This is a genomic window from Dyella marensis (assembly GCF_049532885.1).
Classification (GTDB): Bacteria; Pseudomonadota; Gammaproteobacteria; order Xanthomonadales; family Rhodanobacteraceae; genus Dyella_D; species Dyella_D marensis.
In genome coordinates, this window is record NZ_CP064029.1 from 5,002,876 (window position 1) to 5,015,207 (window position 12,332).

Annotated in this window: 5 protein-coding genes and 1 riboswitch; of the genes, 3 read left to right on the plus strand and 2 right to left on the minus strand. The window is 67.3% G+C overall.

Features of this window, described 5'->3' with window-relative positions:
* Window positions 1-51: 51 nt before the first annotated feature.
* Window positions 52-278: riboswitch (cobalamin riboswitch) on the plus strand.
* 131 nt (window positions 279-409) lie between these two features.
* The 3 genes from ISN75_RS21970 to ISN75_RS21980 all read left to right on the plus strand — a co-directional run bounded on the left by ISN75_RS21970 (window position 410) and on the right by ISN75_RS21980 (window position 9,493).
* Complete coding sequence (locus tag ISN75_RS21970) at window positions 410-2,293, plus strand: TonB-dependent receptor domain-containing protein (RefSeq protein WP_343818320.1); 1,884 nt, start codon at window positions 410-412, stop codon at window positions 2,291-2,293.
* A 199-nt stretch (window positions 2,294-2,492) separates the two neighbouring features.
* The gene (locus ISN75_RS21975; protein ID WP_343818322.1) at window positions 2,493-5,648 is read left to right on the plus strand and encodes an efflux RND transporter permease subunit; all 3,156 of its coding nucleotides are present in this window, start codon (window positions 2,493-2,495) and stop codon (window positions 5,646-5,648) included.
* Between the two features lie 686 nt (window positions 5,649-6,334).
* Window positions 6,335-9,493, plus strand: coding sequence for an efflux RND transporter permease subunit (locus ISN75_RS21980; protein ID WP_343818325.1), 3,159 nt, complete (start codon window positions 6,335-6,337; stop codon window positions 9,491-9,493).
* Window positions 9,494-9,601: 108 nt separating this feature from the next.
* Here ISN75_RS21980 and ISN75_RS21985 read toward each other — a convergent pair whose 3' ends face one another.
* The gene (locus ISN75_RS21985; protein ID WP_343818327.1) at window positions 9,602-10,036 is read right to left on the minus strand and encodes a DUF3617 domain-containing protein; all 435 of its coding nucleotides are present in this window, start codon (window positions 10,034-10,036) and stop codon (window positions 9,602-9,604) included.
* Window positions 10,037-10,140: 104 nt separating this feature from the next.
* Window positions 10,141-12,189: an alkaline phosphatase family protein gene (locus ISN75_RS21990; protein WP_343818329.1), complete on the minus strand. Its 2,049-nt coding sequence runs from the start codon at window positions 12,187-12,189 to the stop codon at window positions 10,141-10,143.
* Window positions 12,190-12,332: the final 143 nt, after the last annotated feature.

Sequence of the window (12,332 nt, forward strand, 5' to 3'; positions counted from 1 at the left end):
CCCCCCATCGGGTCATTCCGCCCCGCGTTGTCAGCCACCCGGCCTCCCCGTTAAAGTTGCGTTCGTTCGGGTGTCCCAAAGCCACGCTGCCAAGGGATGAAACGGGAAGCCGGCGCGCCTTGAGGGCAAGGCCGGCGCTGCCCCCGCAACGGTAAGCGAGCAGTTCTTGCCTCCAGCGACATGCCACTGCGCTCCCACGAGCGCGGGAAGGCCGCGGGAGGATCGCGCGGCAAAGCGCACTCGCAAGCCCGGAGACCGGCCCGAATATCTTTCCTGGTGGCTCGCGGAGGGCGCAGCCGGACCACGTGCCGGTGCCGTTCGCCTGCCGTCGTTTGCGCCTCCTCCTCCGTCATGCCGCCAGCTCGTCATCGATGGGCCGTGCGCGAGGCGCGGCCGAGGAAAACGCTCCATGAAGAAGACCCTGCTGGCCACCGCCCTGCTGTCCTGCTTCGCCGCGGCCCACGCCGCCGACCAGAACGACGCCGGGCAGCTCCCCACCGTGGTGGTGACCGCCACCCGCACGGCCACGCCGATCGACGAGACGCTGGCGCCGGTCACCGTGCTGACCCGCGCCGACATCGAACGCCTGCAGCCGCAGTCGGTGCAGGATCTGCTGTCCGGCCTGCCGGGCGTGGCCTTCGGCAATGCCGGCGGCCTGGGCCAGCAGACCTCGCTGTTCATGCGCGGCACCAATTCCTCGCACACGCTGGTGCTGGTCGACGGCGTGCGCATCGGCACGGTGGGCGCGGGCATTCCGGCCTTCGAGCAGCTGCCGGTGGAACAGATCGAGCGCATCGAGATCGTGCGCGGCCCGCGTTCCAGCCTGTATGGCTCGGATGCGATCGGCGGCGTGATCCAGATCTTCACCCGCCACGGCCAGCCCGATCAGGCGCTCACGCCGTCGGTAACCGTAGGCGTGGGCAGCCATCGCCTGGCCGACGGCCAGTTCGGCCTGTCGGGCGGTTCGCGCAACGCCTGGTTCAACGCCAGCGTGGGCGGCCAGTACACGCGCGGCATCAATGCCTGCCGCGCCGCGGCGGCCGGCGTGGGCGGCTGCTTCACCAACGAGCCGGACGACGACGGCTACCGCACCTACAACGGCGCGCTCAGCGGCGGCTATCGCTGGGACGGCGGCACCGAACTCAGCGCCAGCGTGCTCAAGAGCAAGGGCGACATCGAATACGACGGCGACTTCCAGAACTACACGCGCCGCTCGCAGCAGGTGGCCGGCGCGAACCTGCGCTTCGCCGTGCTCGACGCCTGGAAGATGAGCCTGAGCGCCGGCCAGAACATCGACCGCGCCGACAACTATCTCAACCGCGCGGACCTCGGCGCCGATATGGCGCCCGCCGGCCATCTGTATTCGCGCCGCAACCAGGCCAGCTGGCAGAACGACGTGACGCTCGCGCCGGGCCAGCTGCTCAGCGCCGGCGTGGACTACCAGCAGGAACACGTGCAGAGCGACACCGACTACCTGCGCAGCAAGCGCGACAACACCGGCGTGTTCGCGCTGTACCAGGGCCAGTTCGGTCCGCACGAGATCCAGCTGTCGGCACGCCACGACCACAACCAGCAGTTCGGCAACCACGACACCGGCTTGGCCGCCTACGGCTACGGCTTCGAGAACGGCCTGAAGTTCACCGCCTCGTACGGCACGGCGTTCCATGCACCGACCTTCAACGACCTGTACTTCCCGCCGTTCTTCGGTTTCGCCACCGCCAATCCCGACCTGAAGCCGGAGAAGTCGCGCACGGCGGAGATCGGCCTGTCGGCGCGTCCGGGCGTGTGGAACTGGGCGGTGAACGCCTACCAGACCAAGGTGGACGACCTGATCGGCTACGACGCCTTCTTCGTGCCGGTCAACATCAGCAAGGCGCGCATCCGCGGCATCGAGGGCCAGGCCGGCGCCGACGTCGACGGCTGGCACCTGCGCGGCTATCTCACCTTCCAGAAGCCGGAGAACCGCGGCGAGGACGATCCCAACCGCGGCAACCTGCTGGCGCGCCGTCCGGAACGCATCGCCCGCCTCGACCTGGACCGCGATCTGGGCGGCGCCTTCAGCATCGGCGGCACGGTGAATGCCGAGGGCTACCGCTACGACGATGCGGCCAACCTGCAGCGCCTGGGCGGCTACGCCACGGTGGACCTGCGCGCGAGCTGGCATTTCCAGCCGGGCTGGACCCTGCAGGGCCGCGTGGCCAACGTGTTCGACCACCGCTACGAGACCGTGCGCTTCTACAACCAGCTGGGCCGCACCGCCTACCTGACGCTGCGCTACAGCCCGGCGCACTGAGATCCGGGCGCAGGTTGGGGTGAGCCGCAGGCGAACCCCAACGTGGCACCGTCATAGGCCGCGACGTTGGGGTTCGCCGATGGCTCACCCCAACCTACGACCTATATGCGCCACGCACTTCAGGCACATCCCAAGCATGTGCCCCCCGGCATAAAGTCCCGCCTGCGGAGCGCCGCAGGAGGCGCCGCCCGGGGACTACGTGAACATCTTCGCTCCAATGATCCGCCGCCCGGTGGGCACTTCGCTGCTCGCGCTGGGCCTGGCGCTGGCCGGCATCTGGACCTACCTCCTGATCGGCGTGGCCGCGCTGCCGGCGCTGGAATTCCCCGGCATGTCGGTCTATGCGGAAGTGCCCGGCGCCAGCGCGCAGACCATGGCGTCCACCGTGGCCGCGCCGCTGGAGCGGCACCTGGGGCGGATTCCCGGCATCAAGGAGATGAGTTCGGAGAGCAACGACGGCTCCAGCTCGGTGATCCTGCTGTTCGAGCCGGGCAAGTCCACCGACAAGCTGGCGCGCGACGTGCAGGCGGCGATCAATGCCGCCCAGGTGGACCTGCCCTCGAGCATGACCATCCCGCCGCGCTACTTCAAATTCAACAACTCGCAGATGCCAGTGCTGCTACTGTCGATGACCTCGAGCACGCAGAGCCCCGACAAGCTGTTCGACATGGCCGACACGCTGATCAAGCCGGTGCTGTCGCAGGTGCCGGGCGTGGCGCAGGTGCGCATCATGGGCGGACGGCCCAAGGCGGTGCGCGTCGAGCTCAACAATGCGCAGCTGGCGGCCATGGGCCTGTCCGGCAACGACGTGCGCAATGCGCTGCGCGCGGCCAACGTCACCTCGCCGCAGGGCATCCTGAGCGACGGCACCACGCAGATGACGGTGACCGCCACCGACTCTCTGCACAATCCCGAAGAATTCGGCCAGCTGCTGATCTCGGTGAAGAACGGCACGCCGGTGCGGCTGTCGGACGTGGCCAAGGTCTACAGCGGCCAGCAGGACGAATACCAGGCGGCCTGGTTCAACGGGCAGCGCTCGGTGACCATCCGCGTGAGCAAGCGCCCGGAAGCCAATGCCGTGGCCACCGCCGACGCGGTCCGCGCCAAGCTGCCGGAAATGCGCTCGTGGCTGCCGGCGGACCTCAAGATCACGCCGATCTTCGATCTCACCCAGACCACCCGCTCGGCCCTGCACGAGGTGGAGATCGCCTTGCTGCTGAGCATCCTGCTGGTGGCGCTGGTGATGCTGGTGTTCCTGCGCCGGCTGCGCCCGACCCTGATCGCCACCTTGAGCGTGCCGCTGTCGCTGGCCGGCGCCTTCATCGTGATGTGGTCGCTGGGCTACACGCTCAACACCTTGTCGCTGGTGGCGCTGGTGCTGTGCATCGGCTTCGTGGTGGACGACGCCATCGTGGTGATCGAGAACATCGTGCGCCACATGGAGCACGGCGAGCAGGCGCTGCCGGCGGCGCTGCTGGGCGTGCGCGAGATCGGCTTCACGGTGATCTCGATCACCCTGTCGCTGGTGGCGGTGTTCGTGCCGCTGCTGTTCGGCAACAGCCAGTTCACCGTGATCATGCGCGAGTTCTCGGTGACGCTGACCGCCGCGGTGGTGATCTCGGCGGTGATCTCGCTCACCGTGACGCCGGCGCTGTGCGGCTGGATGCTCAAGCAGGAGAGCGAACGGCGCGAACCGGGCCGGATCGAGCGCGCCGTGGAGCGTTTCGACCGCGGCATGCAGCGCGTCTACGAGCGAGCGCTGGACTGGGCCATGCATCACCGCCGCCTGATGCGCTGGCAGCCGCTGATCCTGCTGGCGCTGACCGTGGGCCTGGCCATGGCGGTGGTGAAGACCGCCGGCTTCAACTTCATGCCCAAGGAAGACATCGGCCTGATCCGCGCGATGGTGCGCGCCGACACCAATATCTCGCCCGGCCTGATGGCGCTGCGCGCGCAGAAGGCCGCGGAGATCATGCTGAAGGACCCGGCGGTGCTGGACGTCACCACCTTCCTCGGCGCCGACAATGCCGGCGGCGCGGTGGGCAACCAGTCGGTGATGTACGTCGACCTCAAGCCCAAGGGCAACGGTCCCGGCGAGCGCCCGGAACATATCGACAAGGTGGTCGAGCGCCTGCGCAAACAGTACGAGCTGCTGCCGGACGTGCAGGTGTCGCTGAGTTCGCTGAGCTTCTTCAACGGCGGCGGCGGTGGTGGCGGCCAGGGCGCGGAGAGCTTCCAGCTGATCAGCGCCAGCACCATCGACCTGCAGCCCTGGGTCTACAAGGTGACCAAGCTGATGAAGGACCGGCCGCCGTTCCGCGACGTCAGCAGCGACTACGACAATATCGACAAGCAGCAGATGCTGAAGGTGGACCGCCAGGCCGCCGGCCGGCTCAACATCAGCATGGGCATGGTCGACACGGCGCTGTACAACGCCTTCGGCCAGAACCAGGTGTCGATCATCTATTCGGACATCAACCAGTACTGGGTGGTGCTCACCTCCAGCGCCGAGCACACGCTCACCCCCGGCACCCTGCTCAACACCTATGTGCGCAACGGCACCGGCGGCATGGTGCCGCTGTCGGCGGTGGCCCGGATCGAGCCGAACGTGACGCCTTCCATCGTCAATCACTACAACCAGATGGAAGCGGTGCAGATCTACTACAACCTGCCGCCGGATTTCCCGCGCGACAAGGGCATGCAGCTGATCGACCAGCTGGTGGCCGCGGCGCGCCTGCCGGCCGGCGTGAAGATCGGCTACACCGGCGAGAACGAGAACCTGCAGGAGAGCAAGGACAACTCCATGCTCCTGCTGCTGGGCTCGATCTTCGCCATGTATATCGTGCTGGGCATTCTGTACGAGAGCCTGGGCCAGCCGCTGACCATTCTTTCCACCCTGCCGGCGGCCGGCGCGGGGGCGTTCCTGGCCATGCTGGTGACGCAGACGCCGATGTCGCTGATCGGCGTGATCGCGATCCTGATGCTGATCGGCATCGTGAAGAAGAACGCGATCCTGATGGTGGATTTCGCCCTGGTGCGGCAGCGCGAGTACGGGCTGTCCGCGCCGGAGGCGATCCGCGAGGCGGCGCTGGTGCGCTTCCGCCCGATCACCATGACGACCCTGGTGGCGATCGGTGCGGCGCTGCCGCTGGCGATCGGGTTTGGTATTGGCGCGGAGACGCGGCAGCCACTGGGGGTGGCGATTGTGGGGGGGTTGCTGGTGTCGCAGTTGCTTACGTTGTTGAGTACGCCTGCGATCTATCTGTGGAATCACGATCGCAAGGAGCGCAAGGCGGCGCGGAGGGCGCGGCGCGAGGCGAAGCGCGCACTCAAGGCCGCGGGGCAGGCGGCGTGACCCTTGCTCGTCATCCCGGCGTCGCCTTTGCTCGTCATCCCGGCGTAGGCCGGGATCCAGTGGCGGTATCGCCTGGTTGTCGCGTTGGTGCTTGATTGTCTCGCCTTTGGCGAGTGTTTCGTGCCGCTGCCGCGGCCCGACTTACTTTCTCTTGCGTGCCCAAGAGAAAGTAAGCAAAGAGAAGGGCACCCTGCTTGGCGCCCTCAGCAGCAAAGCTGCTGAGGGTCCGTGAGGGCTGGCCGGGCTTTTTGACAGGGCATCCATGCCCTGATCAAAAAGGCGGGGACATCGTGTCCCCGCCCCCCTGCGGGGGCCTTTTCGTCCAGCCCTCACCGCCGGCGCCAAGGGGACCCTGAAGATCAAGAGCAAAAGCGCGCAAGCCGAACGCTCTTCGCTCGATTGTCGCCCCACCCTCCATCCCCCTCTCCCCTCCGGGGAGAGGGTCGGGGTGAGGGGCCGCTCTAGCGACAGCGTTTTTACGAAGCGCAGAAAAAAGCTCTTGAGCTCAAGAAGCCCCCTGCCTTTCGACACGGCCGGACTAAAGGCACATCCGCGCGTCACGGGTGGCGCGGTCTTATAGCCGATATGATTGCCCATGCCCCCGATGCCCGTTGCATCGGTACTCCCCGGTGCGCGCCGATTCGCCCTGCAGGCTACGCGCAGCGCACCTCCGGTACGGAAGCCTTGTGAACATTTTTGCGCCGCTGATTCGTCGACCCATCGGCACCTCGCTGCTCGCCATCGGGCTGGTGCTGGCCGGTTTCTGGGCCTACCTGCTGCTGGGCGTCGCGGCGCTGCCGACCATCGAGTTTCCCGGCGTGGTGGTGTTCGCGCAGATGCCGGGGGCCAATGCGCAGACCATGGCCAGTTCGGTGGTGGCGCCGCTGGAGCGGCATCTGGGCCGGATCCCGGAGATCCGGCAGATGGTGTCGACCACCAACGACGGCGCCACGCAGATCCAGATCCTGTTCAATTTCGGCCGCAGCGCCGACAAGGCCGCACGCGACGTGCAGGCGGCCATCAATGCGGCCCAGCCGGATCTGCCGCCGGGCATGCCCAGTCCGCCGCAGTACTTCAAGTTCGACACCTCGCAGATCCCGGTGCTGCTGGTCTCGCTCACCTCGACCAGCCTGCCGCCGGACAAGCTCTACGACCTCACCGACACCATGCTCAAGCCTGCCGTGGCCCAGGTGCCGGGCGTGGCCCAGGTGCAGGTGTTCGGCGGCACGCCGCATGCGGTGCGCGTGGCGCTGAACCCGGATGCGCTGGCCGCCAAGCAGCTCACCAGCGACGACGTCAGCAATGCGCTGATCGCGGCCAATGTCACCGCGCCGCAGGGCGTGCTGAGCAATGGCTGGACGCAGATGACGGTGCTGGCGAACGATTCGCTGCATACCGCCGACGAGTTCGGCGCGCTGCTGATCGCCTCGCGCAAGGGCACGCCGGTGCGGCTGTCGGACGTGGCCACCATCACCAGCGGCCAGCAGGACGAGTTCCAGGCGGCCTGGTTCAACGGCGACCGCACGGTGGCGATGCAGATCAGCAAGCGCGCCGACGCCAACGCCGTGGCCACGGCGGACGCCATCCGCGCCAAGCTGCCGGAGTTCCAGCACCTGATGCCGGCGGACGTGAAGATCACCCCGATCTTCGACCTCACCCAGACCACCAAGTCCGCGCTGCACGAAGTGGAAGTGGCGCTGCTGCTCAGCATCGCCATGGTGGCGGTGGTGATGCTGATCTTCCTGCGCCGCATCGGCCCCACCCTGATCGCCATGCTCAGCGTGCCGCTGTCGCTGGCCGGTGCCTTCGTGCTGATGTGGGTGCTGGGCTACACCTTGAACACGCTGTCATTGGTGGCCCTGGTGCTGTGTATCGGCTTCGTGGTGGACGACGCCATCGTGGTGATCGAGAACATCGTGCGCCACATGGAACACGGCGAGCGGCCGCTGCAGGCGGCGCTGACCGGTGTGCGTGAGATCGGCTTCACGGTGGTGTCGATCACCTTGTCGCTGGTGGCGGTGTTCGCGCCGATGCTGTTCGGCAATAACTTTTTCACCACCTTGATGAAAGAGTTCTCGGTGACGCTCACCGCGACGGTGGTGATCTCGGCCATCGTCTCGCTGACCCTGACGCCGGCGCTGTGCGGGCGCTATCTCTCGCTCGAACATCCGGACGGCAAGCCCGCCTCCGCGCTGTCGCGCCTGGCCGAACGCTTCGACGGCTGGCTGCTGCACGTGTACGAGCGCTCGCTGGACTGGGCCATGCGCCATCGCGGCCTGATGCGCTGGCAGCCGCCGCTGCTGCTGGTGCTGACCGGCGTGCTGGCCTTCGCGGTGGCCAAGACCGCCGGCGGCGGCATCATGCCGGAGGAAGACATCGGCATGCTGCAGGCCAATTTCAATCTAGATGCGAACATCTCGCCGACCCTGCTCGCCGAACGCGCGCAGAAAATGGGCGCGATCATGCTGAAGGACCCGGCGGTGCTCGACGTCACCACCATCCTGGGCGGCAACAACAACAATGGCGCGGTCGGCAACAGCATCACGCTGTTCGTGGACTTGAAGCCCCTGGGCAAGCAGCCCGGCCAGCGCCACGACCCGGTCAAGGACGTGATCAAGCGCCTGGATGCGCAGTACAAGGCCATCCCGGACATCACCGCCTCGCTGACCCCGCTACAGTTCATCGGCGGTGGCGGCGGGGGTGGCGGCGGCGGCGGGCAGTATCAGTTCCAGCTCAGCAGCGCCGACGGCACCGACCTGCAAGGCCCGACCCTCAAGCTGGCGCGCGTCATGCGCGGCCTGAAGGAATTCCGCGACGTCACCACCAACTTCGACGCCATCGGCAAGCAGCAGAAGCTGAAGGTGGACCGCGATGCGGCCGGCCGCCTGCTGCTGAGCGCGGCGTCGGTGGACACGGCCTTGTACAACGCGTTCGGACAGCGTCCGGTGTCGGTGATCTATTCGGACATCAACCAGTACTGGGTGGTGCTGACCTCGGCGGCGCAGTCGATCAGCCCGGACACGCTGCTCAACACCTATGTGCGCAATACGCAGGGCAAGATGATCCCGCTTTCGGCGGTGGCCAAGATCGAGCCGAACATCGCGCCGCTGGAGATCCGCCACTACAACCAGCTGGAATCCTCATCCATCAGCTACAACCTCGCCGATGGCGTGTCGCAGGTGGAAGGGCTGCGCCGCGTCGACGACGCCATGGCCGCGGCCGGGCTGCCGGCCGGCGTGCAGAAGAAGTACAGCGGCAACAACCAGCAGCTGATGGAAGCGCTGACCAATGGCCTGTTCATCTTCTTCGCGGTGATCATGGCCATGTATATCGTGCTGGGCATCCTGTACGAGAGCCTGGTGCATCCGCTGACCATTCTGTCCACCTTGCCGGCCGCGGGCATGGGCGCCTTCCTGGCCATGCTGGTCACGCATACCCAGCTGACCATGATGTCGGTGATCGCGATCCTGATGCTGATCGGCATCGTGAAGAAGAACGCCATCCTGATGGTGGACTTCGCCCTGGTCGCCGAACGCGAACACGGCCGCTCGCCGCCGGAGGCGATCCGCGAGGCGGCCCTGGTGCGCTTCCGTCCGATCACCATGACCACCCTGGTGGCGATGGGCGCGGCACTGCCGCTGGCGATCGGCTTCGGCGCGGGTTCGGAAATGCGTCAGCCGCTGGGCGTAGCGATCCTGGGCGGCCTGTTCGTGTCGCAGCTGCTGACCTTGCTCAGCACGCCGGCCATCTACCTGCGCGTATACGACCGCAAGGCGCGCAAGGCCGCGCGGCGCGCGCGGCGGCAGGCGAAGCGTGCGCTGAAGGCGGCCAGCCAAGGCGCCTGAAAGAACGCGTAGGTTGGGGTGAGCGCAGCGAACCCCAACATTCGCCATCCATAGCGCCACGCATCGTTGGGGTTCGCTGCGCTCACCCCAACCTACGGGGAGCGGCGGTCAATCCTTGGGGCTGGTGCAGGCGGCGTAGCGCCGGCCGTCGACGCGAAGCAGCGGTTCCGCGCCCTCGGCGCCCAAGCTGGCGCTGTAGTGCTCAGGCGAATCGAAGGCGACCCGGCCATGCAGCGCGGGTAGCGCATGGCATTGCATATTCCAATCGAGCGACGTGCGGCTGCGGTGTTCATCGCTGCGCTGGCAGCTCGCATCCGGTGGCGGCAGCGCGAACGATGCCCACGGATCGGCGTCTTCATCGACGCAATGCCACGCCACCGTCTCATGCGGCGCGCCCTTGGCATGCGTGACGATCTTCCACAGGCCAGGCATCGCCTGGAAATCGCCGGCGTCGGCGTGCGCGCGCGGCGCCAGCACGGACGACAGCAATAATACGGTAAGCGCGGCGCGGACGAAGCGCGCCAGCTGATAAGCCACTTGCATCGGTAAGCCCTGCCCGGTGATCCATGCTGGCCGGCGCCACCTCCCTGTGGCACCGGCGCGGAGGCGCCATGGCCCCGTGGCCATGGCGCGGTGACTGGCGGCCGTCAGTCCTGCAGGTCGTCGTTGTCGTCGCCGTCGGCGTCGTGCCGCGCGTAGCGGCCGAAGTCGAACATGTCCATCAGATTGCCCAGCGCCGGCGCATTCACCGGCACGTACGGATTGTCCGGACGCGAGCGCGGATTCGGCAGGTTGTCGCGGCCGCGCGGCGAGATGGTCTCGTGCAGGCCCCAGTTGGCTTCGACGAATTTGTCGAAGGAGACATGGTCGTAATAGGTGTGCACCACGCGGCCGCCGGTGGAGTAGCGCGAGATCACCAGCATCGGGATGCGCGTGCCGTCGCCGAAGAAGTCGATCGGCTGGATATAACCGGAGTCCCAATAGCCGCCGCCTTCGTCGAAGGTGACCACGATGGCGGTGTCCTTCCACACCTCGGGATTGGCCTTGGCCATGTCCACGATCTTCTTCACATAGCCCTCGAACAGGCCGAGCTTGGACGACGCCGGATGGCCGTCGAGGATGCCGTCCGGCTTGGCGATCGCCACCGCGGGCAAGGTGTTGTTCTGGATGTCGCGGTACAGGTCGTTGATGTCCTGGTTGTTCGCGCGCAGCTTGGGATCGGTCATCACCTGCGTGGAGTACAGGAACGGATCGCAGATATTGCAGAAGGTGCCGGCCTCGCCGTTCTCCTTGCCGTCGCCCCAGCCTTCGCCGTAGTACTTCCAGCTCACGTGATGGCGGCTGAGCAGCAGGGCCAGGTTTTCCTGCCGCGTCGGCGGGATAGTGAACTGGTCCGCGCCCAGCGGCGCGGGCGTGCCGTCGCCCAGGTAGCCGGGGTTGTAGTTGTTGACCAGGTAATAGGCGTCGCGCTTGCAGTCGCCGCCGCGGAAGCTGCGGTACGGCAGGCTGCGCAGGTAGTCCTTCACCGAGGCCACGCCCGGCTGGCTTTCGTCCGCGCAGTTCACGTAGGAACCGCCGCCGTAGCCGTCCTGCGTGTACCAGTTGTCGGCGCCGGGCATGGGATCGGGGTTCTCGATCTGGTTGGCCGGCGGCGTGGCCGGACGGCCCTGTGCGTCGGCGTAATAGATCAGGCTGGCATAGCCGAGCATGATGTGGTTCGCGCCGGTGCCGCCCATCACGGACTGGTGGAAGTTGTCGCTGAGCGCATAGTCGCGCGCCAGCTCGTTGAAGTACGGCGCGTCGCCCTTGGCCATGTTGAGGAACTGCATGGCGGTGGAGCCTTCGCCGGTGGTCTGCTCGTCGAAGTTGGCCGGCCGCGGCGCGCCGTTGCTGCCGGCGCCGAAGCTGGTTTCCACCCACGGGAACAGATCGTTGCGGCAGCCGCTGGGGTTGCTGCGCGTGGCGGCGCCGGCCGAGCAGTCGAGCTGCTGCCACATCTGGAAAAAGCGGTGCACGGGGCTGTTGGCGTAGTCGTCGTAGCTGAGCGACGCGCTCATGTCGACCGGCGCATTCGGCAACTGCGTGGGGAAGCGCGTATCGACCACGTGCCCCGGCAGGCCGGTGCCGCCGCTGGCGAGCTGGCCGTATTCGCCCGCGGGCAGGCCCGGCTCCACCGCTTCGGCCTGCGCGGCGGAAGCGAAGTAGGGCTGGGTCGGCGCGCCGCCGGTGTTCATCGCCGGCAGCATGGCGTAGGGCGCGGTGCGCTTGGGCGCAATGGCGAACTTGCCGGTGTCGGTGGCCTGCCACTGCCTGGCCAGGGCCACGTTCGGGCCCGGCGTGCCGTCGGCGTTGACGATGCCTTCGGACAGCAGGTTGCGCACGCTCTGGCCCTTGGGCGGCGTGTAGGTGGCGTAGATGTGGTCGAAGGTGCGGTTTTCGCCGATCAGCAGAATCACGTGCTTGATCGGGGTGCGCGTGCGGTCGCTGCGGTCGCCCGGCTCACCGGGTCGGTGCAGCGTGACGATGCCGCCCGGTATGCCCGGACGCGAACTGGTGCCGGCGCCGGGAATGCCATGGCGGAACGCGGCATCCTGCTCGGCGTTAGTGGTTTGCGCACCCGCCGCGCCGGCCAGGACGGTGGCGAGCGCAGCGGTGAGGAACGGCAGGTAACGCGGACAGCCGTGAAGCTTGGGCATGACTTTGGACTCCTGCAACGCGAAGGCTGCAACGTGGTCCCCCTGATGCGGCCGCATGCCGTGGAATGACGCGGGCCGGCGCGGAGCATGGTCTTCGCCCATGACGTTGCGTTGGCAGCGAAGCGACAGCGATGGCGGCGCAG